This window comes from Burkholderia sp. Bp9012 (assembly GCF_003853825.1).
GTDB classification, from domain to species: domain Bacteria; phylum Pseudomonadota; class Gammaproteobacteria; order Burkholderiales; family Burkholderiaceae; genus Burkholderia; species Burkholderia diffusa.
Map to the genome: position 1 here is coordinate 70,230 of NZ_QTQA01000017.1, position 26,328 is coordinate 96,557.

Below are 26,328 nucleotides of genomic sequence, written 5' to 3' on the forward strand. Positions count from 1 at the left end.
GATCCTCCGTGCCCGTCATTCCTTGACGACGCTACTTGCCCGGGCGTTCCGGCCCCTTCGCAAGACGTTTCGACGATCGAATGACCGAGGTCGAAGCGTGTCGCTGAATTCGAGCACGCATCATGGATGACAACAAGCTGCAAGCCCCGCCGCTTTCCCTCCTCGACAGGTATCGAGGCCGGGATTTTCAACCGCTTTACACCACGACCGTCACCGTGTCCGGCGGCGAGACGGGACACGGCCGCGCATCCGGCGTCGTCCGCTCGGACGACGGAAATCTCGCCGTCAACTTGCGCCTGCCCACCGAGTTTGGCGGGCCCGGCAACGGGACCAATCCGGAGCAATTGTTCGCGGCCGGCTTCGCCGCGTGCTTCCACGGCGCGCTCAATCTGCTCGAGAAACGCGCCGATATGGAAACCCCCGATACCGCCGTGGAAGTGCAGGTTTCGTTCGGCCGCGATCCCATGGACGGCGGCTATGCGTTGCTCATCGACGTTCGGGTACGGATGCCGGGCGTCGATCGAAACGTCGCGGAAGAAATGGTTCGAACCGCGGAACGCTTGTGCCCATATGCGAAGATGGCCCGGCAAGGCACCGTCAATATCGTGACCGTCGTCGACTGACCCGGCGCCTGTCGCGGCGCGACAGCGCGTCGTCCGCCGACGGCGTTCGTTGCCGCAGCGGCGTGCTCCTCCCCCCGCGGCGCATCTCGCGACGCGCGCGCGGGGGGCGATCGGTCAATCGAACGATGCCTGCGGGTTACCGGCCGCCAGTGCCTCGGCACGATTCGGTGCCGGCGGATAGATCCATTGCGTGTTGATCATCTGCTTGCGCGCCTTTCCTTCGGCATGCGTCAGTTTGATCTGCCGATCCCAGCCTTCCGAGTACACGGCGCCCCAATCGCCCAGGTCGACGCATGTCGCATAGAACGGCTGCCGGTATTCCAGTGTCGGCACGCCGATCAGATCCGCCGCGACGTTGTGCCCGCCGAATTGCCCCATCACGATCGCGTGCTGGCACGACATCAATGCATAGTGCCCGTCATCGTCGCTGCGCGCCCGCGCCACGTCTCCTGCGACGAATACGTGCGGCGCTTCCGCCGCGCGAAGATCCGGTGTGACCTCGACGCGCCCGAGCGGATCCAGGTGCGACGAGACTTGCGACGTCAGCGGGCTCGCAAGCATTCCGCCCGCCCAGATCACGGTCATCGCCTCGATGTGCATGCCCGACGCGGTACGCACGCCGTCGGCCGCGACCGACACGACGCGCGATCCGAGCACGGCCTCGACGCCGAGCGACGCGAATGCTTCGGCGACATACGGCCGAGGATTCGGGCCGAGATCGGGACCGATGTCGTCCTGCGCGCCGATCACGACGACACGCCCCTTCGTCTGCGGGCCGAACCACTCGCGCAAACGCTTGGGCAACTCGGTGGCAACCTCGATACCCGTAAAGCCGCAACCGACCACCGCGACCGTATTGCGTGCCGGCGATTCCGGCAGTTTCGCGAGCGCCGCGAAGTGGTCGTCGAGCGCGACGGCGTCCTCGATGCGATCGACCGAAAACGCGTGTTCCGCGAGCCCCGGCACCGGCGGCTTGCCCAACCTGCTGCCGCTGGTCAACAACAGCCTGTCATACGCGAGCAGACGTCGCTGGCCGTTGGCGCACGCGACACTGACCGTCTTCTCGCGGACGGAAATCTCCTCGACGCTACCTTCGAGAAACTTCACGCCGACCGCATCGAGCAGCGGCAGCAACGGTGCGGCCATCCGCTGCGGCTCGCTTTCGTACAGCCGCGGCCGGATCTGCAGTTCCGGTTTCGGGGAGATCAACGTGATCTCGACGTCGCCGCTCGTCACACCGGCACCATCCAGCACGCGCGCCGCGCCCAGTGCGCCCCACACGCCGGCAAAACCGGCACCCACTATCAGGATCTTCTGCGACATGATCATTGCCCTCGGTTGATGTCGATGGCGGCAACTCGCCGCACGAAGTCATCCTAGGTCGACACGGCATTGCGCAGTAGATCCGCAGTCGTGCTCACGATGTTGCCGCTTCGGCACCAATCCATCACACGCCGCACTGATCGATCGCGGGCATGATGTCGACGAACGATCGCACGCGACTCGAACGCCGTCTTCGTCACCCACCTGACTCAACGATGAGGCAAATAAAATGCATATGGGGAAATCGTACAAACTGTCGGAGTTCCTGATCTGGACGCGCTGGAAAATTTACGAGCTGCTCGTTTTCGGTTCCGTTCCGGTTGTGCTGTACAAATTTTTCTCCGTCACGTGGCTGTCGATCCCCCTGACGATCGTGGTTCTGCTCGGAACTGCGACGTCGTTCATCGTCGGCTTCAAGAACGTCCAAACCTACAACCGCGCAATGGACGCGCTGGACATCTGGACGGATATCCTGAGCAAGAGCCGGCGCTGGGGCCAATTCGTCCGCGACTTCGTCACCGATGACGAGATCGCCCGAACACTCGTCGATCGCCACCTGGCGTGGCTGACCGCGCTGCGCTACGACCTGCGCCGCCCGCGCATCTGGGAAAGCACGAACAAACGCTACAACGCAGAGTACCGCCGGTTCTATCGTGTTCCGGAGTGGGAAAAGGACATCAGCGAATTGTTGCCGAAGTACCTCTCCTCGACCGAAACGGAACAGTCGCTCTCCTCGGCTTGCATCGCAACGTTCGTGCTGAGCCTGCAGGGCACTTCGCTCCGGACGCTTCACATGGCCGGGCATCTGAATTCGAACTTTTACATGGAGCTTCAGAAAACCGTCGGCGATTTCATCGATCTCCAGGCAAGATCGGAACGCTTCAAGAACTTTCCCTACCCGCGTCAGTATGCGACCGTCAGCTCCCTGTTCGTCCGGTTCTTCTGCCTGTCGCTTCCGTTCGGTCTTCTGAACGAATTCAACCGGTTGAACGATAGCGTCAGCGGTTTCATGCACGGCAACATGGTCTGGCTGGTCGTGCCGTGCAGCGTCGCCGTTTCCTGGATGTACACCTCGCTCGAGCAGGTTGGCGAAAGCACGGAAAACCCGTTCGAAGGCGGCGCCAACGACGTGCCCATTTCAACGCTGTGCAGCACGATCGAGCGCGATCTGAAAGCGATGCTCGGCGAACATGCGCGCGATCCGTCGAGCCGCACGATCATCGCGCTGTAGCGCGTCACACGTCTTTCGTTTCGCCATCCTCCGTTCGTCGATTGTTGTCGCCGAGACAACATGATGAGGTCCGTCGCGACGCTACTGCCGCACGAGCACATCGCCTACGCTTGGCGATGACGGTGGCCGTGCATGCATGCCCGATCCCCTCCGGGAAACGGACACGACACCGCAAGTGCAACGTGCGACCCGCGCGGCCGTCTGCGCCGCGTCGCGTCGTCGCGCGTCATTGGCCGCGGCAGCCAAGGCTGTTGCCATGGGTGTGACCCAGCACCTCATCAACCGAGGAACGATCCGTGACAGAAGAAGATATCCGCAGCAACGCATTCGCGATGCCCGTGCACAACCCGGCGTATCCGCGTCCGCCCTTCCGCTTCGTCAATCGGGAGTATTTCATCATCTCGTACGAGACGGACATGGACGCCCTCCGGGCCGTCGTCCCGGAACCTCTGACGGTCGACCAGGCCGTCGTCCATTACGAGTTCATCCGGATGCCCGATTCGTCGGGATTCGGTGACTACACCGAAAGCGGTCAGGTGATCTCCGTTCTCGACGAGGACGGCACGCGAGCCAATTTCACGCATGCGATGTACCTCGACGACGAAGGCCCCATCGCCGCCGGACGGGAAATCTGGGGATTTCCCAAGAAACTGGCGTCGCCGCGGCTCTGCGTCGACGGCAAGGACACGCTGCTCGGCACGCTCGACTACGGCACGCAGCGCATCGCCACCGGAACGATGGGTTACAAGTACCGCGCGCTCGACACGGAAGCCGAGCGCCGCAAGCTCGCCGGCACGCCCAACTATCTGCTCAAGGTCATTCCGCACGTCGACGGCACCGCGCGCATCTGCGAACTGGTGCGCTTCTTCCTGCGCGATGTCGACGTGATCGGCGCATGGGAGGGGCCTGCCGCGCTCGAACTGCATCCGCATGCGCTCGCGTCGGTTGCCGACCTGCCGGTTCGCAAGGTGATCGGCGCGCGCCACGTCATCGCACATCTCACGCTCGATATCGGCGAAGTGGCCCATGACTACCTCGCCCCCGCCGCGTCGCTGAAGCTCGCGGTCAACCAGTAAACCTCCGGAGGACGTATGCCACTGAATGACAAGGTCGCGCTCGTGACGGGCGCGGCAAGCGGTATCGGCGATCTGTGCGCACGCAAGCTAGCAGCGGACGGCGCCACGGTCGTGATCGCCGATCTGAACCTCGCGGCCGCGCGCAAGGTTGCGGACGACATCGTCGCGAGCGGCGGGAAGGCGTTGGCGATCGCGATGGACGTCACCAGCGAGGAAGCCGTCGATGCGGGCATGGCCGAAACGGTGAACCGGCTGGGCGGAATCGACGTGCTCGTGTCGAACGCCGGCATCCAGATCGTCAACCGGATCGAGGACTACGCATTTTCCGACTGGAAGAAGATGCTGGCCATTCACCTGGACGGTGCATTCCTGACGACGCGTGCCGTCATCAGGCACATGTACGCGTCGAACAAGGGCGGCACGGTGATCTACATGGGCTCGGTGCATTCGCACGAGGCCTCGCCGCTGAAGTCCGCCTACGTGACCGCGAAGCACGGGCTGCTCGGTCTCGCGCGCGTCGTCGCGAAGGAAGGCGGGCCACGCGGCGTACGCGCCAATGTCGTGTGCCCGGGCTTCGTCAGGACGCCGCTGGTCGACAAGCAGATTCCGGAGCAGGCGAAAGCGCTGGGCATCTCCGAACAGCAGGTCGTCAAGGACGTGATGTTGAGAGAGACCGTCGACGGCGAATTCACGTCGGCGGCCGATGTCGCGCACACGGTTGCGTTCCTGGCGGGCTTCGAGTCGAACGCGCTCACCGGACAATCGATCGTCGTCAGCCACGGCTGGTTCATGCAGTAAGGAGGACACCATGTATTCGAGCCAGCGTAACAAGCTCAAGCAGCCCCATCGCATCAAGCTGCCCGCGTATGACGAAATCGGACTCGTGCTGCAGGGTGGCGGCGCACTCGGCTCCTATCAGGCCGGCGTGTATGAAGGCATGGCCGAAGTCGGCGTGGAGCCGACGCGAATCGCCGGCATATCGATCGGCGCGCTGAATACGGCGATCATCGCCGGCAATGCGCCGGCGGACCGCACGGACGCGCTCCGAGGCTTCTGGAACACCATCAGTCAGCCGGGCGATCCGCTCGCTCACGTCGGCGCGTGCATGTCGGCGTGGCCCGGGCTTGCCGACGTGGGGCGCAGGTGGTCGAGCGCATGGGCCGCCACGCGAACGCTGATGGAAGGCCAGAACGGATTCTTCTCGCCGCGCACGCACGTGCCTTTCGCCGGATTCGGCGCAAAGCGTCCCGATCAGGTCAGCTACTACGACACGTCGGCGTTGCGTGAAACGCTCCTGCGGTACGCCAACTTCGACCGCATCAACGACGGAAACATTCGCGTTTCCGTCGGAGCGGTCAACGTGCGAACGGGCAATCTCGTCTATTTCGACAATACGAAAATGCGCCTGGCGCCGGAGCATTTCATCGCGTCCGGCGCGCTGCCGCCGGGCTTTCCGGCCGTCGAGATCGATGGCGAGTTCTACTGGGACGGTGGCCTCGTTTCCAATACGCCGCTCACCGAGATCATCCGCGAAAGCCAGCACAAGGACACGCTCGTCTTCCAGCTCGATCTGTGGAGCTCGCGCGGCAAGTTGCCGGGCAACTTCCTCGATGTCAGCGAGCGCACCAAGGACATTCAGTATTCGAGCCGCACGCGCGCGATCACCGCGTTCATGTCGCAGAACCAGAAACATGCGCAGATGATCAAGGCGCTGCTCGAACACATTCCGGAACACGTGCGGCTTGCCCACCCGCTGCTGCGGGAAGCTCAGAAAACGGCGGATGGCAGTGCCGTGAACGTGGTGCACCTGATCTACAAGAACAAGACGTTCGAGGGGCACTACAAGGACTATGAGTTCAGCAAGGACACGATGCGCGAGCATTGGGCGAGCGGTCTCGAGGATATTCGCCGTTCGTTCGGACACCCGGAGTGGTTCGAGATTCCGAGCCGGGAAATCGGCTTCGTCACGCGAGACGTGCACCGCTATCGGCACGACGTGGACGAAGCCGGCAGCCTCGGCAAGCATGCTTCTCCCGCGGAACAACTGCCGCCTGAGAAGGAATCCTCCGTCGCCGGGTAACCCGTATCGACGCCAGCCGCGGGTGAGCCGGGCGGTCGGCCGCGTGCCGGCGACGCGTGACCGGCGGCCCGCCTGCTCTGTTCCCGACTCGCGGAACCGCCCTTGCAGGACCGCTTCAGGTGGAGCCATGACCGATCGTCGAGATCGCGCATGCGCCCGCCTCAAGGAGAGCACCATGATGTCGCACGAAATGATCGCGCGGTACGGCACGTTGATCGTATTCCTGAACGTTCTCGGGTCGTCGCTCGGCCTGCCGCTGCCTGCCATTCCGACCTTGGTCACGGTAGGCGCAGGCATCGCGCTCGTGACCCATGTCGCGTCGTCGACGCTGCTGCATTTCTCGACGATACTGGCCGCCGCCGTGGTTGGCGGCCTGCTCGGCGACCTGGTCTGGTACCAGGGTGGAAAACGGTACGGCAAGCGCACGCTTCACACCGTCTGCAAACTGACACCGTCGCGCGACGCGTGCGTCAGGACGACGGAGCGCTTCTTCGGGCGTTGGGGCGTTCGCGTGCTCGTGATCGCGCGGTTCGTACCCGGCCTGTCACTCGTGGCCGTTCCGCTATGCGGCGCGATGGCCGTCAGGTTGCGCGCCTTTATCTTGCATGACTGCGTCGGCATTGCGCTGTGGGCGTCGATCGGTCTGGCCGTCGGCACACTGTTCGCCTCGCAGATCGACGCGGTCTTCGCCCTCGTCACTCGTCTTGGCTGGCATGTGCTCATCGTGATCGGCATCGCACCGGCGTTGTATCTTCCGTATCGCCACTGCCGCCGACGGATGCTGGCAAGCGCCCTCGGAAAAGCGCGGATCAGCGCGGGTGAACTGCATGCGTTGCTCGCGAGCAATCCGCGGCCGGCCGTGATCGATATCCGTTCCGCCGAGCGAAGAATGCTCGATCCGTTCGTCATCCCGGGCGCGGTGATCGGCGATGAACGCAAGCCGCGCCAGATCATGGAGCGCTACGGCACGAACCGGACGCTCGTCATCTATTGTGCGTGCCCGCACGAAACGTCCGCCGTGTCGGTGGCCAGGCAGTTGCGCCTGTCCGGTGTCAAGCTCGCGTTACCGCTCACCGGCGGTATCGATGCATGGCGCGTCGCGGGCTTCGACGTGGAGCCGATGGTCGCGATGAACGACGCGGCAATCGCCCCGGAAGAGCGGAAAGCCTTCACGTATTGACGCCGTGGCGCGCCCGGGTTCCTGGGCAGCGCGGTATCGCACCGTTGGCGGCCTGTCGGGACGTCGATTCGCCTGGCGACGGACAACGCCTCCATGGCACCTCCATCGGCTCACGCAGCGAGTGCCGGACCTCGGCATCGCGACCCCCGCTAGCCGGGTTTCACGCCTCTTCTTGGTCACATCCTCGGCGGACCTGACACCCTCTCCCGACCACAGTTGCGCCATGCGGCGACTGCGCCGCTTGTCTCGAACCCGGGGCAAGACGATCTGTCGATCGCGTAACGGATAAAGCGTTCCTTCCGCCGTTGCGCGCCTGGCGGGCACATTCCCCGACACAGACAGTGAGATCGGCGTAACGGACGTTCGACGTCAGCACGCTTGGAACGCCATCCGGCGCGTTTCCGTGACGACGGAGGCACTGGTTGGCCTCGGACGGCTTGATCAGTTTGACGAAGCGTTTGATGCAAGGTGTAGCCGCTTCCCGCAACGACCCGCCCGGTCCGCCGAATGCGACCGCATGGTGTCCATCATTTTGACGGACACCATGCCGACATCGATCCTCAAGGGTTTGGCGCATCCCGGCTCGGCGGCGTGCGAGCGATCGCCACCGCGCGACGCCAGCGGCCTCGTTCAGTGACCGCCTGCCGCGATCCCGCCGCCGCCGCCCTTGCCCGGCCGGGTGAGCCAGACCAGCGGAATGATCACGATGAAGATGATCGACGACAACCAGAAGATGTCGTTCAGCGCGAGCATCGCGGCCTGTGCATTCAGCGTGCGTTCAAAAAACGCCGACGCCTGATCGACGCCGCCGCCGAGCGTCGCCTGGAGCTGCGTGACGGCACTCGTGTAAGCGGGGTTGTTCACGCTGGATTGCTCGGCGAGCCGCGCATGATGCAGGATCGTCCGGTCGTTCCATCCGGTCGCGATCAGCGAGGTGCCGACGCCGCCCGCGAACACACGCACGAAATTCGACAGCCCGGCGGCGGCCGGAATCCGGTCGGGCGCGAGGCCCGACAGAATGATCGCGGTAAGCGGCGTGAAGAAGAGCGCCATCGGAATACCCTGCAACAGGGTCGGCAGCACCAGCGTGTAGGGGTCGACGCCCGTCGTGTAACGCGAGCGCATGAAGAACACGCCCGCGAAACCCACGAAGGCCAGCGTCGCGAGCACCCGCGCGTCGGACTTCGGCATGATCTTCGCCATCAACGGTGCGAGCAGCACGGCGAAGATCCCGAGCGGCGCCGTCACGAGTCCGGCGTCCACCGATCGATAGCCGAGATAGCCCTGAATCCATTGCGGCAGGATCACGAGGTTCGAGAAGAATACCGCGTATGCGACCGAGATCGCGATCGTGCCGCCGCGGAAATTGCGCACCGCGAACAGGCGAATGTCCACGATCGGGTTGCGCGCCGTGAACTCCCAGATCAGGAAGAACAGGAAGCTGACGGCCGCAATCACGGCAAGCGAGCAGATCACGGGCGAGCTGAACCAGTCGAGATCCTTGCCCTTGTCGAGCATGATCTGCAGCGTCGCGACCCATACGACCAGCGACATCAGGCCGACTTTGTCGATGGGCAGCTTGCGCACCTGCGTCTCACGGTCGCGATAGATCATCCACGTCACGCCGGCCGCGAACAGGCCGACCGGAATGTTGATGTAGAAGATCCACGACCAGCTGTAGCTGTCGGTGATCCAGCCGCCCAGCGCGGGACCGGCGATCGGGCCCACCGTCGCGGTCATCGACCAGAGCGCGAGCGCGGTCGAGCTCTTCTCCTTCGAATACGAACCCAGCAGGATCGCCTGCGAAAGCGGAATCAGCGGCCCCGCGACGGCGCCCTGCAATACGCGCGCGGCGAGCAGCACGAGCAGGTTCGGCGCGATGCCGCACAGCCACGACGAGAACACGAACAGCACGATCGCGGCCACGAACAACCTGATCTGCCCGACGCGCTGCGTGAGCCATCCGGTCAGCGGAATTGCGACGGCATTGGCCGCCGAGAACAGCGTGATCACCCACGTGCCTTCGTCGACGGATACGCCGAGGTTTCCGGAGATGGTCGGAATCGCCACGTTGGCGATCGACGAATCGAGCACGTTCATGAACGTCGCGAGCGCGACGGCGAGCGTCGCCAGCACCAGCTTTCCGCCCGTCAGCGGTGGCGGCGCGGGTTGAGTCGAGGAATTCATCTTGCTCACACTCCGAAGGTCGACCGCGCCGGCACATCGTTCCGGCCAGTCGGATGATTGAATCGACCGGAACGCGACTGCCACGCGTATCCGGGTCGACGGTTCAACTCGCGCGCCGCGTCGTGTCGCGCGGGTCCTTTGCATCGCGCGTGGCGGAAGCCGTCGGCTCGCCGCCACGCGCCGTCGTACCCGCACGCCCGATGACGATGTTGCGCGCGATGATCTTCTCGATCTCGGCGTCCGCCTGTGCGCCGTATTCGGCAAACACGTCCGTGCGATATGACGTGTTCGTCGCCGCGCCGAGCTGCGGGCCCGTGTCGTCGCGCGTATCCACGTCGACGTCCATCGACAGTCCGATGCGCAGCGGATGCGCGTCGAGTTCCTTCGGGTCGAGCTGGATGCGCGCGGGCAGGCGCTGAACGATCTTGATCCAGTTACCTGTCGCGTTCTGCGCGGGCAGGCTCGCGAATGCGCTGCCCGTGCCCGCCGAGAAGCCGACCACGCGGCCGTGATACCTGACCTTTCCGCCGTACACGTCGGCCGTCAGCGTGACGGGTTGACCGATGCGCATGTTGCGCAACTGGCTTTCCTTGTAGTTCGCGTCGACCCACACGCCGTCGAGCGGCACGATCGCCATCAATGGCATGCCGGGCGATACGCGCTGGCCGACCTGAACCGAGCGCTTCGCGACATAGCCGGTGACGGGCGCGGGCAGCACGTTGCGCGCGTACGCCAGATACGCGTCGCGCACCTTCGACGCGGCCGCCTGCACGTTCGGGTGCTGATCGATCGTCGTGCGGTCGGTCAATGCGCGGTTGGCCTCCGCCTGTCGACGCGCGGCGTCGAGCGCCGCCCGCGCGGCCGCCACGGTGTCGCGCGCGTGCGCGATGTCCTCGGCCGACACGGCGCCCGTATCGGCGACGGCCACGCGACGACGCAGGTCCTCCTGGGCTCGCACGAGATCGGACTGCTTCTGCGCGACGTTCGCGGCATACAGATCGTCGTTCACGTAGAGACTGCTCACTTGCCGCACGGTCTGACCCAGCGCCGCTTCGGCGTTGCCGAGCGCGACTTTCGCATCGGCGGCGTCAAGCGTGACGACGGGTTCCCCCGCCTTCACGATCTGCGTATCGTCGGCGTTCACGGCAACGACGGTACCCGCCACCTGCGGCGTCAGCTGCACGAGATTGCCGCTGACGTACGCATCGTCGGTGGATTCGTGGTAGCGCGCGAACGTCAGGTAGTACGCGGTGTAGGCAACCGACGCCGCCACGACCGTCACGCCGAGCAGCGCCAGCAGCAGCCGGCGGCGGCGCGGCGCGTCTTCGCTTGCGACATCGTCGCCTCCCGACGGCGACGTATCACGATTCACGCGGGGTGTGTCGACCGGCTTGCGTACCGGGGGATCGATTTCGCTCATTTCAATTCTCCAGGCAGATTCGATGGATCGCCGCTCAGCGCGCGGCGACAGCGGGCACGGCCGATACGCGCGCATCGGCATGTGCCGCGGTGCCCGCGCCTGCGAATGACGCGTCGACGAAGCCGCCGCCCAGCGCGGACGCGAGCGCAATCTGACGATCGCGGCGGTCCATGCGCAGATTCGCGACGCGCTGATCGGCGGAAAGTGCGTTGACGTCGGCGTTCAACACGGTCAATTGATTCGTGAGACCGGCCTTGTACTGCACGAGCGCCAGCGCGGCCGCCTTCAGCGCGGCTTGCTGCGCGGTCTGCGCATCGACCAGCTGTGCGTCCGTCGAACGCACGTCGGCGACTTGCGTCGCGACTTCGCTCAGCGCGGTGACGAGCGCCTGGTTATAGGTCGCGACGGCGAGATCGAAGTCCGCATAGCGCCCCTTCAGTTGCGCACGGAGTGCGCCAGCGTCGAAGATCGGCAGGTGGATGGCCGGTCCGACCGACGCGGTGCGGCTCGCCGCCGTCAGGAAACGGCCGAAGCCGAACGCATCGAGTCCGATCGCGGCGCTCAGGTTGATGTCCGGATAGAACTCGGCCTTCGCTTCCTTCACGCCGTGCGCGAGCGCATCGACACGCCATCGGGCAGCCACGATGTCGGGGCGCCGGCTCACGAGATCCGCAGGCAGATTGTCGGGCAGGCGTACCTCGTTGCCGGTGCCGAGCGTCGGTCGCGCGATCCCCAGGCCGCGATCGGGACCGGCGCCGACCAGCGCGGCAATCTGGTAGCGCGCCGCGAGGATCCGGCCGTCGAGCGATTTCAGCAACGCACGGCTGGTCGCGAGATTCGCACGGGCGGTCTCTCGCTCGACCTGCGTATCGAGCCCGGTCGCGATTCGGCCCGCGGCGATGCGATCGATCTGCTCGCGCCGGGCGATCTCCCGCTGCGCGATGTCGTGCAACAGGAACAGGCGTGCAAATTCGTTGTAGGTACGCGCGATCGCGGTCGTGAGCGTCAGCCTGACCGCTTCCGCGTCGGCGCGGCTCGCCTGCAGATCGGACACTGACGCGCGCAGCGCCTCGCGTTTCTTGCCCCAGAGGTCGAGCTCGTACGAAGCGCCCAGGATGCCGCGGTTCTCCGTCTGCCATGACCCGCCGTACGGCGGCGGCACGAGCGCCGTTCCGGAAAACTGCTGACGCGTGAGCGCGTAGCTGGCGTCGACGCGCGGCATCGTCCCCGCTCGCGCGGATTCGCTGTAGGCCTGCGCGGCCGCCACGCGTGCACGCGCCTGATCGAGCGTCGGGCTGCTGTTGAGTGCCTCGTCGATCAAGGACTTCAACTGGCCGTCACCGAACTGATCGGCCCAATCCGCGGTCGGCCAATGTCCTTGCTCGAACGGCAGGCTCCATTGCGTTGCGTAATGCTGTGGATCGGTCATCGCCGCATCGCCGTGAATGCCGGCGTAGTTCGCGCATGCCGACAACGCCGATGCGACGATCACCGGCACGCCGGCTCGGGACACGCGCGATCCATACCGCCACGCGGTTGAAAGCATGGTCGTCGCGCGTCCCTTCACGAGCGCGATCAATGTCCGGATGCCGATCCATGGATTCAGCAAGCCGCGGCGTACCTGCCCGCTGTGACCGACACCGCACACGCACCAGCTGCAGAAGTGCTCGCAGTTGTTCGTCAGGAGCCGATAGTGGTCCTCGCCGAGGCGCGACCAGGCCCGCTCGACGACAGCGATTCCGGTATAGATGGCGTCCGGATCCGCCTGGACACGGATGCCGTTTCCCGCCGCGAAGCGACGCAACGGGATGCATTCCACCGGACACCGCCTCGCGGAACGATCGAAGCCGCCGTAGTGAACAACCAGGCCGTCTCCCACGTAGATGCCGTGATGCACATACCCGTCGCGCTCGCTGACGAGATGCGCGCCAGCGTCGATGTTGGGTTCCGACCGAATCGGTACGTGCGAAAGCGTCGGCCAATCGATATTCAAAGTGTCCATCGCGAGCCTCCGATTGCGTAGGTGTGCCGCATGTCGCGCCACCGATGGGTTGCCTGCATGCGCGAACCGAAGGTCGGCCCGCATTCCCGTGCCGTCATACTAGGATCCGCACTCACGCGCAGGTAGACCCGCATCGGAACACTTTCCCGTTCCTCATCGGCACCAATCGGCTGCGTCCCCGCGGTCGTGGAACGCTCGATGCGAGCGACATCCGCCGCTCTCGCCGCATTGGTGCGAAGCGGGAAACACCATGCATCCCTGAACGATCTGGTCCGACGATCCGTCTTTGCCTAGCATGCAAGAGCGCTGGGGCCATCGTTCGGATGGCGGTCGTGGGGAACGGCCTGCAGGCAAGCGTTGCACCATTGCGCCGATTCGCTTCGGGAAACGACGCGCCGCGCCGATCCGCAGGGCTCGGAACACTCGCGCCGATCAATACAAGCAACCGGGAGGAATATGGAGAACGAGAGGTTGCAACCTCCGCCGCTGACGCTGCTCGACAAATACCGCGGACGAGAATTCGCGGCGCTCTACACGACCACGGTCACCGTATGCGGCGGCCAGTCCGGTCATGGCCGTGCATCGGGCGTCGCACGATCCGACGACGGCTGTCTCGCCCTCGACCTGCGATTGCCGACCGAACTCGGCGGCCCGGGCGGCGGGACCAACCCCGAACAACTTCTCGCTGCCGGCTACGCCGCGTGCTTTCACGGCGCGCTGAGCCTGCTCGCGCAACGCGACCGGATCGACATCCGGGAAGCGACCGTCGCTGTCGAAGTGACGTTCGGTCGCGATCCGGTCGATGGCGGATATGCGCTGACCGCCAACGTCACCATCCGCATGCCGGGCGTGAACCGGCATGTCGCGGAGCGTCTCGTCCGGGACACGGAGCGCCTGTGCCCCTATTCGAAGATGGCGCGGCAGGGAATCTGCAATGTCGTCGCCGTGTCGACGTGATTGGTGCCGAAGCGGCAACAGAGTGCGCACGTTCCCGGTTCTACCGGCCCGCTGGACCCGCGATTACGATGGTTGACAGGCAGGTCGTGCGATGCATCGCCATGCGCACGGCCACTCGTGCCACTTTCACCAATCAGGACAACGGATCATGACGCAACGTATCAATTATTTTCAGCAATCGCCGGATCTGACCAGGAAACTCGTCGAACTCGACGGGTTGTTTCAGAAGACGACGATCGAGGTTCCGGTGCGCGAGCTCGTCGAGATTCGCGCGTCGCAGCTCAACGGCTGCGCGTTCTGTGTCGACATGCACATCAAGATGGCGAAGATCCATGGCGAGCGTGAACTGCGCGTGCATCACGTCGCGATCTGGCGCGAGTCGCCGCTGTTTTCGCCGCGCGAGCGCGCCGCGCTCGAATGGACCGAGGCACTGACGCATCTCTCGTCGCATGGCGTGCCGGACGATCTCTACGAACGCGTGCGGGCCCATTATTCCGAGAAGGAACTGTCGGATCTCACCGTCCTCGTGGGTGCGATCAACTGCTGGAACCGGCTGAACGTCGCGTTCCGCGTCGTGCCCGGCTCGTTCGACAAGATGTTCGGGCTCGACAAGGCCAACCTGGAGTAACGACATGAAACGCATCCTGCTCGCACTTGCACCGCTTGCGCTGTCGCTGCTGATTCCCGTTCAGCCGGTCGCCGCCGCACCGCAAGCCAAGGTCACGCAACTGACAACGGAACCGTTGCCCGAGTATCCGGGCAAGGAAGTCGAGATGATCGTCGTGGATTATCCGCCAGGCAGCGTCGACCCCATCCATCGCCACGACGCACACGCATTCGTCTATGTGATCGACGGCAGCATCGTGATGGGCCTGAACGGCGGCAAGACGGTCACGCTCCATGCCGGCGACACATTCCACGAAGGCCCGGAGGACGTGCACACGGTCGGACGAAACGCCAGCAGCACGAAGCCGGCAAAATTCGTCGTGTTCCTGATCAAGAACAAGGGCGCCCCCGTCCTCACGCCAGTGAAATAGCGGGACCGTCGTCGAGGCCCGGCAGCGCCGGGCCCGCCCCGTACGTTCAACCTGCCGGAGGCGCGCTCAGGCGCGCCGGACGAAATTGGGCGACGCCCGAGCGTGGCGTCCGTGTGGCACCCGTTCGGCGTGCCCCGTCTCGACGATCGCCGCCCTCGGTTGATCGCCGGGTATACTCCCCGCCAGTATCCGCATATACTCCCCCCCAGTTTGATGCCAGCGCGTAAGAGCCAACATGCGGCCGGAGCACGGATGCGGGCTCCCGCATCCGTGCGTTGCGATGAAAGGCAGATCGATTCTTCAGCGGATTGCAGCCGTGCATGGCGCGCTCAAAGGGTCGATGATGGAGCCTCGGCGCAAAGACGCACCCGATCTGATGCACGCAGGAAAGTCGATCCGAACCGTCGTTCAACTGAAGCAACGAAGAGGAGCATGAACATGTCCGTCGCCATTCATCCCGCTGTCGATCAAGGCATTCAGAAGGGAGCCGCCGAATTCGCGGGCGGTACGCTGCGCTGCCTGTGCACGCAGGATCCGGTCGAGGTTCGGGTCGACGCCCAGGTCGCGTTCAATCACGCGTGCGGCTGCACGAAGTGCTGGAAACCGGCTGGTGCGCTGTTTGCAGTCGTGGGCGTCGTGCCGCGCGACAAGGTCACCGTGACCGCGCACGGCGAGAAACTGCGGGTCGTGGACGACAAGGCGCTGATCCAGCGCCACGCGTGCACCGCCTGCGGCACGCATCTGTTCGGGCGAATCGAAAATGCCGATCATGCGTTTTACGGCCTGGACTTCATCCATACCGAACTGTCGCAGGATGTCGGCTGGGACGGCCCAGGCTTCGCCGCGTTCGTATCGTCGATCATCGAGAGCGGCACGCCGCCGTCGTTGATGGCGGACGTGCGCGACACGCTGCGCGGCAAGGGACTGGAGCCCTACGATTGCCTGAGCCCGGCGCTGATGGACATTCTGGCAACGCATACGGCCAAGGCCAAGGGGACGTACCGGGAGGCGTGAAGGCGCGGCGCCACGGCCGGCGCGCGGCACGCGTCGTCGTCGCGCCGGTCGTCCGTCGGGTCGGCGATGACGACGAAACCGTGCGCGATCTTCAGTGCAAGTCATGGCGCCGCGAACGGGCGCCATGATCGAACAACCTTCCTGATGCGCCATGCCGCCCTGGCGCTCAGGCGCGACCGCCCCCCTCCACACGCGGGGCGTCGCCGACCATCGTGACGAGAACCAGCGCGGCAATCAGGCCCAAGTGCTCGAAGAAGCTGTTGAGCGCCATGAAATGTTCGACGCCCGAGCGGTTCCAGAAATCGTTCGCCACGACCATCGCGACGAGCGTCAACATGCCGAGGCTGCCGGCGCCGAGCCACGTGAAGCGGCGAAACACCACGCAGAGCGAACCACCGATCTCGACGACAATCGCCAGCGCAGCCCAAAGCGCGGCCGGGTGCAGGCCGAAATGCGCCTGCTCGGCCACCGCTTCGTCGAAATGCATCGCCTTGTTGATGCCGCCGATCAGAAACGCGGAGACGAGTGCAAGCCGTACCAGCGCACCGATCCACGGCTGCGCGAGCAGCACGCGGACCCATGCCGGGTTGCCGTAGAAGGTGCGCGTCGACATGTCAGATCGCCCAGCACGAACAGCCGAACGCGCCCCAGAAGCCCTTCGCGTCGGACGTCGGCAATGCGCTTGCCCATGCACCCCCGTGCGCATGCTGGTGCACGTTGCAGGCATTCGCGCAACCGCACATCGCTGCGGCCGCCGCCCGTTGCAGCGGTGCGCCGTTGCGCTGCGTCGCGCCCCAGCCGCCATAGCCGCCGTACTCGCGCACGGGCGACCAGTCCGGCATCGCGGGCGGAATCGGCGCGTCGTGCGACGCGAACGGCCCTGCGCCCCATACGATCTTTCCGCCGACCACGGTCAGCAATGCGGTCGTGCCCGCAATGTCGTCCTCGGCGCACGCGAAGAAATCGCGATCCGGGACCACCAGGTCGGCAAGCTGCCCGACGGCCACACGCCCTTTCTTCCCTTCCTCGTTCGAGAACCACGTCACGTATTCGGTCCACATGCGCAGCGCGGTCTCGCGATCGAGCAGGTTGCGCTGCGGATACATGCGCAGGCCGCCGACCGTCTTGCCCGTCACCAGCCACGCGAGCGACACCCACGGGTTGTAAGACGCCACGCGTGTCGCATCGGTGCCAGCCGAGACCTTGAGCCCCTTGCCGAGCATCTTCGCGACGGGCGGCGTTGCTTCAGCCGCCTGCGCACCGTAGCGCTCGACGAAGTATTCGCCCTGGTACGCCATCCGGTGCTGCACCGCGATGCCCCCGCCCAGCGCCGCAATACGATCCATCGATTTTTCGGTGATCGTCTCCGCGTGATCGAAGAACCAGTTCAGCCCTTCCAGCGGGATGTCCTTGTTGACCTTCTCGAACACGTCGAGCGCGCGGCTGATGGTTTCGTCGTAGGTCGCGTGCATGCGCCACGGCCAGCGGTTCTGCGCGAGCACGCGCACGACGCCTTCGAGATCGTCCTCCATCTGCGCGGGCAGGTCCGGACGCGCGACGCGGAAGTCCTCGAAATCCGCCGCCGAGAACACCAGCATCTCGCCCGCGCCGTTGTTGCGGAAATAGTCGGTGCCGTCGTGATACTTGGTGCTCTTCGTCCAGTTCACGAAGTCTTCCTTCTCGGCGTTCGGCTTCTGCGTGAACAGGTTGTACGCGATCCGGATCGTCATCTCGCCCGCGTCGTGCAGCTTGCGGATCACTTCGTAATCGTCGGGGTAGTTCTGCGAACCGCCGCCCGCGTCGATCACGCCGGTCACGCCGAGACGGTTCAGTTCGCGCATGAAATGGCGCGTCGAGTTGTACTGGTATTCGAACGGCAGCTTCGGCCCCTTCGCGAGCGTCGCGTAGAGGATCGTCGCGTTCGGGTTCGCGAGCAGCAGGCCCGTCGGGTTGCCCGCGGCATCGCGCAGGATCGTGCCGCCCGGCGGCTCGGGTGTGTCCTTCGTATAGCCGACCACGCGCAGCGCGGCCGCGTTCAGCAGCGCGCGGTCGTACAGGTGCAGGATGAACACCGGCGTATCGGGCGCGGCCGCGTTGAGTTCGTCGATCGTCGGCAGGCGCTTCTCGACGAACTGATGTTCGGTGAAGCCGCCGACCACGCGCACCCACTGCGGCGCGGGCGTGATCGCGACCTGACGCTTGAGCATGTCCATCGCGACCGCGAGCGAAGGCACGCCGTCCCAGCGCAGCTCCATGTTGTAATTCAGGCCGCCACGAATCACGTGGCAGTGATTGTCGATCAGGCCCGGCAGCACGGCGCGGCCCCCGAGGTCGACGACCTTCGTCGCACGGCCGGCCAGCGGCATGACGTCCGCCTCGTTGCCGACCGCGACGAAGCGGCCCGCGGCGATCGCCACCGCCGTCGCGGTGGGGTTTGCGCGGTCGAGAGTCGTGAACCTTCCGTTGTGAAGGATCAGATCCGGTTGGGACTCGGTTGCGGTCATATACATCACCTCGTTTCGGTCAGAAGCCAAAGAGCTGTTTGAGGGTGGGGATGACCTGCACGCCGATCACCATGCCGAGCAGCCCGACCAGGGCAATCAGCGGCGGTGCCGGAGAGCGGACCTTGATTGCGCTGTAAATGACACCGATCAGCAAGCCCGCACCAAGGGAAACCAGATAAGGTTCCATACGATCAATTTCTCGGACAGGTTGGAATGCAGGCCCTAGGTCCTGACAAACGCCTGGCGGACGGCATCGTGAATCGTCACGTTCCACCGTCCGCGTCGACGCATCGCCGAGGCGGCGCGTCCGGATCGAACACGCCGCTTCGGCATCGACAGTCGCTGACTGTCCGCGCTTACTTCGCCGGCACGGCCGGGATCGACTCGTGCGGCGTCGCGGTGCGCGGCGCGGCCTTGTGGACCATCGTGTACGCGTAGTCGACGCCCATGCCGTACGCACCCGAATGTTCCTTGGCGATTGCCATCACGGCGTCATACGTCTCGCGGTGTGCCCAGTCGCGCTGCCACTCGAGCAGGACCTGCTGCCACGTCACCGGCACCACGCCGGCCTGGATCATCCGTTGCATCGCGAAGTCGTGCGCGTCCTTCGACGTGCCGCCCGATGCATCGGCCACCATGTAGATCTCGTAGTCGCCTTCGAGCATCGCGCAGAGCGCGAACGTCGTATTGCAGACTTCGGTCCACAGGCCCGAGACGACCACCTTCTTGCGACCGTTCGCGGCCAGCGCGTCGCGCACCTTCTGGTCATCCCACGAGTTCATCGACGTGCGTTCGAGCGTCTTCTGGTTCGGGAACACGTCGAGCAGTTCGGGATAGGTGTGACCCGAGAAGCTGTCGCTTTCGACGGTCGTGATCGTGGTCGGGATGTTGAATACCTTCGCGGCCTTCGCGAGCCCGACGACGTTGTTCTTCAGCGCCTGACGATCGATCGACTGCACGCCGAATGCCATCTGCGGCTGCTGGTCGATGAAGATCAGCTGGCTGTTATGGGGGGTGAGTACTTCAAGCTTCGGATTGCTCATGGCGGTCATGTCCTTTGACGCGGAGAAAAATTTGCCTGCCTCGCCGGCAAGCGGGAGGCGCCCAATGCGCTGTGCCGGAAGGTTCGCCTGCCAGCCGTTGTCATTCAACACGCGAATCGATGGTAATGCCACTTAATCAATTCTATTAATAAAATCCCTAAATTCAGGCCTTAAAAGATCTTAAAAACCGCAGAATTCAACGGTCACATCAGAAAAGACCTGCTAGGCTATCGAATGAATTCATGCTCGTCTCCGGATCGGTAGTTATCCGTATTTTTCACACGGTTGTCATTCACTTGTCTCTGAATCATGAAGCCGTACATTTCATCGCTGCTTGCCGGAATTCTCGCCGGCGCTGTCTACTACCTGATCGGCGTGCCGTCGCCTGCTCCGCCCACGATCGCGCTGGCCGGCCTGCTGGGCATTCTTGCCGGCGAACAGATCCTGCCGGTCGCACGCCGGATGCTCGGAGGGATTCATCTGAAAACCGCGTGGAACGAGGCGAAGTGCAGCCAGCACATGTTCGGCGCGCTGCCCGGCGCCCAGGCATCCGATGCCGCCGCGAAGAAACCTCAATAGACACCGTCGTACCCCAAGCTGATCGACCGGATTCGCGCAGGCAGATTGGCAGGCCCACCGATCTGCCGACGCCGACGGCACGCGGGTACGCCAAAGCGTGCAGCACACGCGAAGCGCGGCCCCGGTCGGCACGGCTCCCCCCGTGTGCCGACGCTCCGGAAACGGCACACACCACCAATACCGATCGGACGCCGCAACCGCGAGCGGCAATCCTGCGCGGACAGGATGGTGCCCCGGCTGCGATTCACGGACGAATTGTTCCGAATCGTATTGGACTCGGCGGTGCTTGGCGATAACATGGCAGGCCGACGCCCCCGTGGAATTCATCATGAAGCTGTCATTCGAAGCGCTCGAGGCACTGGACGCGATCGACCGCACCGGCACGTTCGCCGAAGCCGCGGAGCTCCTGCACCGCGTACCGTCCGCGCTGACTTATCTCGTACAAAAGCTCGAAAGCGACCTCGACGTCGCACTGTTCGACCGGAGCGGGCGCCGCGCGAAGCTCACGCACGCGGGTCGCGTGGTCGTCGAAGAGGGCCGCCGGCTGCTGCATGCCGCCGAACAGCTCGAACTCAAGGCGCTGCGTGCCCAGCAAGGCTGGGAAACCGAGGTTCGCATCTGCATCGACGAGATCCTGCCGTTCGAGGCGTTGTGGCCCTACGTGCATACGTTCTACGGACTCGAGATGAACACGCGGCTGCGCCTGTCCACCGAAGTCCTCGGCGGCACCTGGGATGCGCTGATTTCGCGCCGCGCGGATCTCGTCGTCGGCGCGGCGGGCGAGCCGCCGGAACTGCCGGACATCGTCGCGCGGCCGATCGGCACGCTCAGGCACGTGTTCGCCGTCGCCCCGACCCATCCGCTCGCGGCGCTGCCCGAACCGCTGTCGATGGCGTCGGTCATCGAGCATCGCGGCGCCGTCATCAGCGACACCTCTCGCGAACTGCAGCCACGCTCGGTCGCCGTCGACGCCGGGCAGCCGTATCTCGCGGTCCCCACGCTCGCCGCAAAGCTGGCCGCGCAGTGCGAAGGACTCGCGGTGGGCACGCTGCCGGATTGCATCGCGGCACGCGCGATCGCGCAAGGCAAGCTCGTCGCACGCAAGGTGACCGGCATGCGCGACACGACGCATTGCTATATCGCGTGGCGCGGCGACGAGGCCGGACGCGCGTTGCACTGGTGGGTCGATCAGCTCGCCCACCCCGATCTCGTCGACCGCTTCACCGCGCTCGCCTGATTCCGCCGCCCGTCGGCCGCGCCCCTCGGTCGAACGTTTTCCCAAGATCTCCCGCCGCATCAGCCGAACGAATCGTGCAGGCGCTTCATCTCCTTCTCGAGCCATTCGATCAGGTTGAACGACGCGTGCGCCTTCGCGGCCGGCGGGATCATCATCTTTTCCTCGGTCGCGATGTGTTCGGTCAGGGATTCGCACATCAATCGCCCGAGTTCCGGCTTCCTCGCGATCAGCGGCGTCAGGTCGCGGCTGCTCAACTGATAGGCCGTCACCGCGGTCACGGCATAGACACTCGCATGAAGTTGCGTGCCGGCCAGCACGACGGACTGGCCGATCGCGTCGCCGGGCGCCATCCGCCTGACCTCCATGTCGCCCGTCGCGCCCGGCACGAACACCGATGCGACGCCGGACCCGACGATCGTCAGCAGGCGCGTATCGGAATTCGACGCGTAGATCACCTCCCCTTTGTGGAATACGCGTGACGCCAGCGCGTCGGCCAGCACCGCCAGATCCTCGTCACCGAGTTGCCGGAAAAGCTCGACCGCGCGCAGCAGGCGTTGACCGCGCGACGCCGGCCGGTGCGCCGCGGCCGCTCCGCCAAGCGGGCGCAACGCGATGTCCGCGGCGGCCAGATGCCGATGGGCCAGATCGTAGAGCCGGTTACGCACCGCCACCTTTTTTTGCAGCGCGTCGACGTAACAGACGAGTTCGTATTCGACGGAGTTGGTCCTGAATGCCTTGACCACCGCGACCGGCGCGGGGCTGGCCAGCACGTCGAGCGAACTGGAGGCAGCCCGGTCGAGCGCATCGACGACGACGGCCGGCCGCACTTCCGGATCGATCTCGATCGTCAGCGTCACGCCGTGCACGCTCGGCGGTTCGCTCAGGTTGACGATCGTCGCCTTCGCCGCGGTGCTGTTCGGCACGACGACCAGGTTGCCGAGGCTATTGATCATCTTGGTCGCGCGCCAGTTGCTTTCGACGATCCGCCCTTCCAGCTCGCCGATGGCCACCGTATCGCCCAGGCGAAACGGCTGGGTGGTATTCAGGACGAGGCCCGAGAACACGTCGTTCAGCGTGTTCTGGACGGCCAGGCCCAGGATCACGGCCACCGCGCCCGAGGTCGCGACCAGGCCGCTCAGCGGCAGACCCAGGACGTAGCCCAGCGCGGCCACCGCGGCCGCACCGAACACGGCGCCTGCGGCGATGTCATGAAACAGCCGCTGGTTGCGCCACGCGCGCGGCAGCAGCAGATGGTCGAGCATCAGGCTGAACACCAGCGCGCACTGCAGCCACCACGCGACACCGATCGCCTGGATCGCCAGCCGGTCGAACCTGTCGGGCGACGCCGGCACCGCGAGCGGGCTCACACCGGTTGCGAACAGCACATAGGTCAGCGCGGCGAACGATGCACAGCGCCAGACCGCTTTCGTCGTCGAACGGCCTGGCCCGAGCAACCGCCATGCAACGAGGTCGGCAACGACGATCGGCGCGCCGTAAGCGACCGTGACCGACAGGTTCAGCATGCCGGAACGGGCCGCGTGCGCGTTGCGCGACGGGCGGGGAATCCGCGCGATCGCATGGCGCGCTACCCGATCCGGCGAGCGGCCGCCGGCAGCGAATCGTGGCGAGAAAGGTCGGGCTGGACAGGTTTCATGCGGTGGTCGTTCGATGACGCGCGAAGTCGCGGCGGCAACGCATGTGTCGCTGCCGCCCCGCGCTGGCATTCAGTGGCGTCGCGACATCGATGCTGCGGTGCGAGCCGGTCTGCTGCGCGCACGCCTGCGAATCGCCGACGGTCTCCGTACATGCAATGTAGACGCACCGGCCGGCCCGGTCCTGAGTTCAGGCTGAAACGTTCTGAATTCGCCGGCGGCGCGCGCCGTTACGATTCGCGCGGCGGCAACTCGGCCTCGCCCGCTTCGAACCCGAACGCGTGCACTTCGGACCACGCGTCGTGTACGACGTGCGTCGGCCCCGAGGTATGGGCGAGCGCGGCGGCATAGGCGGCCAGCAGGCGCACGCGCGCATCCTCGCGCGCCCGTGTCTCGTCCATGTTCCGCATTGCATCGAGCGCCGCGCGCGCCCGTTCGCGACATTCGTCCACCAGCGACAGGTCGAACAGGCATGGGACCGCGACAGCCGCCAGCGCGACGCCGATGTCCGCATCGCCATTCGGCGAAAATGCCCAGTCGAGCGCCGCGCGCAGATTGCCGAGTTCGCGCCGGATCAGGTCGAGCCGCGATTCGGTCCGCGGCCCGTCGCCGCCACCGCCGGGCGCAAGCCTGAACAACGTATGGAAGTAGTTCGCATGCGCGCGTGCCGCGGCCGCGCATTCGCCGTTGTTCTCGAGCTGCTGCAGCGCATACGCACGCGTCGTAGTCAGCAGCCGGTAGCGCGGTGCGCCGTGCGCGCTCTCGAGGCTCAGCAGCGACTTCGAGACGAGGCCGGCGATCGTGTCGAGCAGATCCGCATCGGCCAACCCCTTCGTTCCGACGATATCCCGCACCGCGTCGATCGAGAAGCTGTCGCGGAACACGCCGAGCCACCGCAACAGCAGGCGCTCCGCGTCCCCGAGCAAGCGGTAGCTCCAGTCGTACATCGCCTGCAGCGTCTGATGACGCGGCAAGGCCGTGCGAAAACCGCCGGTCAGCAACCTGAAATGGTCGTCGAGATGCGCGGCCAGCACATCGATGCCGAGCACGGCCGCGCGTGCCGCTGCCAGTTCGATGGCGAGCGGGAGACCGTCGAGACGACGGCACACCGACGCCATCAGCGCCACACTGCGTTCGTCGAGCGGAAAGCGGGGATCGGCGGCACGCGCGCGCGCCGAGAACAGTTGCACCGCGCTGGCGCTCAGGGTCTGAGTATCGTCGGCGCCTTCGCCGGGGACATCGAGCGGCGGAATCGGACACAGCCGCTCGCCCTGGATACGCAGCGCCTCGCGGCTGGTCGCGAGGACGCGCAATCCGGCGTCGGATTCGGTCAGTGCGGTCGCGATCTGCGCGGCGGCGTCGAGCAGATGCTCGCAATTGTCGAGCACCAGCAACATCCGGCGGTTCGCCACGCTGGCCAGCACCGCTTCGAGCGTCAGCGATCCGGTCGGCTCCACGATGCCGAACGCACCCGCCAGTGCGTCGGGCACGAATCGCGGACTCGCCACCGTGGCCAGCGACACGAACGCGGCGCCATCCGGAAAGCGCGCCTCGGCCCGCATCGCCGCTTCGAGCGCGACCCGCGTCTTGCCGATGCCGCCCGCCCCGACCAGCGTCACGACGCGCGCGGTGTCGAGCGCCGCAAGGACGTCGGCGACGGTCTGCTCGCGGCCGACGAGCGCCGTCGGCGCGGCCGTCAGCCGCGACGTTGCGGGAGGTGCGGGCGCCGCGCCTTCGGCGTGGCCGCCAACCAGCCGATAGCCGCGCCCCGGCACCGTGACGATCAGGTTCCGGTCGTCGGCGAGCGCCTTGCGCAACGCGGCGATATGCACCTGCAGGTTGTTTTCCTCCACGATCGTGTGCGGCCACACGCGCTGCATGATTTCGTCTTTCGATACCAGTGCGCCGTTCGCACGAATCAGGAGTTCGAGAATTTCGAATGCGCGACTGCCGATACGCAGCAGCTTGCCGTTCGAGCGAATTTCACGTCTGTCGAGAAAAACGTGAAGTGTTCCAATCCGGATCATGGGAATTTTTAATCGATTGCATTCATCGATGCCCTGTCAGAAATGACACCGGTCTGACGGCAATGCTACGGCATTTGTCCGGTCAAATGATTCAAATTATCAGAACTCAAACAGCAAATTTTTTGAATAGATGAATGCCGCGATCGCCACGACGACGTGCCCCGCCCCAACTGGCAAGGCACGACGCACCACGGCAACCTGCATTTTCAATGCGTGAAATAGCCGTTTACTCATGAACCTGTTTCGTAGGATAAAACGGCCGATTGACCGAACTTGATTTCGTAGTCTCGTGAATTGAGATGGCGGTTCGGATGGCTCCCGAGAAAAAAGCCGGTAACAACGACGTGCAAGGCGCAGCGAAATCGATTCCGGCCGTGACGGCCGGTCGGATTTTCCGTTCAGAACGATTCAGGCGCCGCTCAGGACATTCAGCGGCGCGACGCGCGACGATGGTTCCACGGCGCCAGCGTCGAGCGACTGCCGTCACGCCGCGAGGAACACGACCATGGGCAACCGTATCGCCGGCATCCGGATTCCCGACGGCCCGATCGCACGGGAGGCCGCCGCGGCCGTGCGCGCCGGCAAGCCGGAACTCCTGTTCCGGCACGCGATGCGCGTGTTCGCGTTCGCGTCGCTGATCGGGCTGCGTCGCGGCGTCGCATTCGACGCCGAGCTGCTGTACGTCGCGGCGCTGTTCCATGACTTCGGACTGACGGAGCGCTACCGGCATTCGCGCCGGCGCTACGAAATCGACGGTGCGAATGCCGCGCACGCATTCCTCGGCGGATACGGCGTCGCTGCCGACGATGCGGCTGAGGTGTGGCGTGCAATCGCGCTGCACACGACCTTTGGCATTCACCCGTACATGACGCCGTTGACGGCGCTGCTCGGCGCGGGCATCGAGACGGATCTCTTTGCTCGCCATTTCGACGAAGTGAGCCGGTCCGAACGTGACGAGATCCTCAACGCGTGGCCACGCGGCCCGTGTTTCAAGGAACTGTTCCTCGAGGCGCTCGCCGCGGGCACCGCGCATCGCCCCGCGACTGCGTTCGGCAACGTCTGCGCCGACGTGCTCGAGCGGTGCGACCCGGACTATCGCCGGACGAATTTCTGCGGCCTCGTGCTCGGGTCGAAGTGGACGGAGTAAGCCGGCCGG

General features: G+C 65.2%; 24 protein-coding genes. 13 read left to right on the top strand and 11 right to left on the bottom strand.

Going from position 1 to position 26,328, the window contains the following annotated elements; translation table 11 throughout:
• Nucleotides 1-122 precede the first annotated feature (122 nt).
• A complete protein-coding gene (locus tag DIE11_RS22795; protein ID WP_124627212.1) occupies nucleotides 123-623 on the top strand; it encodes an Ohr family peroxiredoxin in 501 nt (166 codons plus the stop codon).
• Between the two features lie 114 nt (nucleotides 624-737).
• Here DIE11_RS22795 and DIE11_RS22800 read toward each other — a convergent pair whose 3' ends face one another.
• A complete protein-coding gene (locus DIE11_RS22800) occupies nucleotides 738-1,946 on the bottom strand; it encodes an NAD(P)/FAD-dependent oxidoreductase (RefSeq protein ID WP_124627214.1) in 1,209 nt (402 codons plus the stop codon).
• 229 nt (nucleotides 1,947-2,175) lie between these two features.
• On the opposite strand from DIE11_RS22800, the gene DIE11_RS22805 reads away from it, so the two are divergent.
• The 5 genes from DIE11_RS22805 to DIE11_RS22825 all read left to right on the top strand — a co-directional run bounded on the left by DIE11_RS22805 (nucleotide 2,176) and on the right by DIE11_RS22825 (nucleotide 7,513).
• Nucleotides 2,176-3,177, top strand: a complete 1,002-nt coding sequence (locus DIE11_RS22805) for a bestrophin family protein (RefSeq protein WP_124627216.1) — start codon at nucleotides 2,176-2,178, stop codon at nucleotides 3,175-3,177.
• 296 nt (nucleotides 3,178-3,473) lie between these two features.
• Nucleotides 3,474-4,253, top strand: a complete 780-nt coding sequence (locus DIE11_RS22810) for an acetoacetate decarboxylase (protein ID WP_124627218.1) — start codon at nucleotides 3,474-3,476, stop codon at nucleotides 4,251-4,253.
• Between the two features lie 15 nt (nucleotides 4,254-4,268).
• Nucleotides 4,269-5,051: a 3-hydroxybutyrate dehydrogenase gene (locus tag DIE11_RS22815; protein ID WP_124627220.1), complete on the top strand. Its 783-nt coding sequence runs from the start codon at nucleotides 4,269-4,271 to the stop codon at nucleotides 5,049-5,051.
• Nucleotides 5,052-5,061: 10 nt separating this feature from the next.
• Nucleotides 5,062-6,333: a patatin-like phospholipase family protein gene (locus DIE11_RS22820; protein ID WP_226117197.1), complete on the top strand. Its 1,272-nt coding sequence runs from the start codon at nucleotides 5,062-5,064 to the stop codon at nucleotides 6,331-6,333.
• Nucleotides 6,334-6,355: 22 nt separating this feature from the next.
• Complete coding sequence (locus DIE11_RS22825) at nucleotides 6,356-7,513, top strand: VTT domain-containing protein (protein ID WP_260437160.1); 1,158 nt, start codon at nucleotides 6,356-6,358, stop codon at nucleotides 7,511-7,513.
• Between the two features lie 630 nt (nucleotides 7,514-8,143).
• On the opposite strand, the gene DIE11_RS22830 is transcribed toward DIE11_RS22825, so the two are convergent.
• The 3 genes from DIE11_RS22830 to DIE11_RS22840 form a co-directional block, all read right to left on the bottom strand.
• Entirely contained in the window at nucleotides 8,144-9,700 is a 1,557-nt protein-coding gene (locus tag DIE11_RS22830) for a DHA2 family efflux MFS transporter permease subunit (RefSeq protein ID WP_124627222.1), read from the bottom strand.
• A 103-nt stretch (nucleotides 9,701-9,803) separates the two neighbouring features.
• Complete coding sequence (locus DIE11_RS22835) at nucleotides 9,804-11,120, bottom strand: HlyD family efflux transporter periplasmic adaptor subunit (RefSeq protein ID WP_124627224.1); 1,317 nt, start codon at nucleotides 11,118-11,120, stop codon at nucleotides 9,804-9,806.
• A gap of 34 nt (nucleotides 11,121-11,154) precedes the next feature.
• Nucleotides 11,155-13,122, bottom strand: a complete 1,968-nt coding sequence (locus DIE11_RS22840) for an efflux transporter outer membrane subunit (protein WP_124627226.1) — start codon at nucleotides 13,120-13,122, stop codon at nucleotides 11,155-11,157.
• Nucleotides 13,123-13,578: 456 nt separating this feature from the next.
• Here DIE11_RS22840 and DIE11_RS22845 point away from each other — a divergent pair, with 456 nt between their 5' ends.
• The 4 genes from DIE11_RS22845 (at nucleotide 13,579) to gfa (ending at nucleotide 16,130) form a co-directional block, all read left to right on the top strand.
• A complete protein-coding gene (locus tag DIE11_RS22845; RefSeq protein ID WP_124627227.1) occupies nucleotides 13,579-14,079 on the top strand; it encodes an Ohr family peroxiredoxin in 501 nt (166 codons plus the stop codon).
• A 148-nt stretch (nucleotides 14,080-14,227) separates the two neighbouring features.
• Nucleotides 14,228-14,707, top strand: a complete 480-nt coding sequence (locus tag DIE11_RS22850) for a carboxymuconolactone decarboxylase family protein (RefSeq protein ID WP_124627229.1) — start codon at nucleotides 14,228-14,230, stop codon at nucleotides 14,705-14,707.
• A 4-nt stretch (nucleotides 14,708-14,711) separates the two neighbouring features.
• On the top strand, nucleotides 14,712-15,116 hold the full coding sequence (locus tag DIE11_RS22855; protein WP_124627231.1) for a cupin domain-containing protein: 405 nt from the start codon (nucleotides 14,712-14,714) through the stop codon (nucleotides 15,114-15,116).
• A 438-nt stretch (nucleotides 15,117-15,554) separates the two neighbouring features.
• A complete protein-coding gene (gene gfa, locus DIE11_RS22860; protein WP_059606341.1) occupies nucleotides 15,555-16,130 on the top strand; it encodes an S-(hydroxymethyl)glutathione synthase in 576 nt (191 codons plus the stop codon).
• Nucleotides 16,131-16,296: 166 nt separating this feature from the next.
• Here gfa and DIE11_RS22865 read toward each other — a convergent pair whose 3' ends face one another.
• The 4 genes from DIE11_RS22865 to DIE11_RS22880 form a co-directional block, all read right to left on the bottom strand.
• Nucleotides 16,297-16,743, bottom strand: coding sequence for a DoxX family protein (locus DIE11_RS22865; RefSeq protein WP_124627233.1), 447 nt, complete (start codon nucleotides 16,741-16,743; stop codon nucleotides 16,297-16,299).
• A 1-nt stretch (nucleotide 16,744) separates the two neighbouring features.
• Complete coding sequence (locus DIE11_RS22870; protein WP_124627235.1) at nucleotides 16,745-18,634, bottom strand: amidohydrolase; 1,890 nt, start codon at nucleotides 18,632-18,634, stop codon at nucleotides 16,745-16,747.
• Between the two features lie 19 nt (nucleotides 18,635-18,653).
• Nucleotides 18,654-18,821, bottom strand: a complete 168-nt coding sequence (locus tag DIE11_RS22875) for a DUF1427 family protein (protein ID WP_059606194.1) — start codon at nucleotides 18,819-18,821, stop codon at nucleotides 18,654-18,656.
• Between the two features lie 169 nt (nucleotides 18,822-18,990).
• Nucleotides 18,991-19,677: a hydrolase gene (locus DIE11_RS22880; RefSeq protein ID WP_124627236.1), complete on the bottom strand. Its 687-nt coding sequence runs from the start codon at nucleotides 19,675-19,677 to the stop codon at nucleotides 18,991-18,993.
• Between the two features lie 309 nt (nucleotides 19,678-19,986).
• On the opposite strand from DIE11_RS22880, the gene DIE11_RS22885 reads away from it, so the two are divergent.
• Together DIE11_RS22885 and DIE11_RS22890 are read left to right on the top strand one after the other, a co-directional pair.
• Complete coding sequence (locus DIE11_RS22885) at nucleotides 19,987-20,256, top strand: XapX domain-containing protein (RefSeq protein WP_124627238.1); 270 nt, start codon at nucleotides 19,987-19,989, stop codon at nucleotides 20,254-20,256.
• A gap of 328 nt (nucleotides 20,257-20,584) precedes the next feature.
• Complete coding sequence (locus DIE11_RS22890; protein WP_059606188.1) at nucleotides 20,585-21,493, top strand: LysR family transcriptional regulator; 909 nt, start codon at nucleotides 20,585-20,587, stop codon at nucleotides 21,491-21,493.
• A 59-nt stretch (nucleotides 21,494-21,552) separates the two neighbouring features.
• Here the strand turns inward: DIE11_RS22890 and DIE11_RS22895 are convergent, their stop codons facing one another.
• From DIE11_RS22895 to DIE11_RS37015, 3 genes are all read right to left on the bottom strand, one after another.
• Nucleotides 21,553-23,016 (bottom strand): mechanosensitive ion channel family protein, encoded by a 1,464-nt coding sequence (locus DIE11_RS22895; RefSeq protein ID WP_124627240.1) that lies wholly within the window; start codon nucleotides 23,014-23,016, stop codon nucleotides 21,553-21,555.
• 359 nt (nucleotides 23,017-23,375) lie between these two features.
• The gene (locus DIE11_RS22900; RefSeq protein WP_124627242.1) at nucleotides 23,376-25,172 is read right to left on the bottom strand and encodes a winged helix-turn-helix domain-containing protein; all 1,797 of its coding nucleotides are present in this window, start codon (nucleotides 25,170-25,172) and stop codon (nucleotides 23,376-23,378) included.
• Between the two features lie 99 nt (nucleotides 25,173-25,271).
• Complete coding sequence (locus DIE11_RS37015) at nucleotides 25,272-25,406, bottom strand: hypothetical protein (RefSeq protein WP_260436532.1); 135 nt, start codon at nucleotides 25,404-25,406, stop codon at nucleotides 25,272-25,274.
• Between the two features lie 271 nt (nucleotides 25,407-25,677).
• Between DIE11_RS37015 and DIE11_RS22905 the strand changes: the two genes are divergently transcribed.
• Nucleotides 25,678-26,319, top strand: a complete 642-nt coding sequence (locus tag DIE11_RS22905) for an HD domain-containing protein (protein WP_124627244.1) — start codon at nucleotides 25,678-25,680, stop codon at nucleotides 26,317-26,319.
• Nucleotides 26,320-26,328 lie beyond the last annotated feature (9 nt).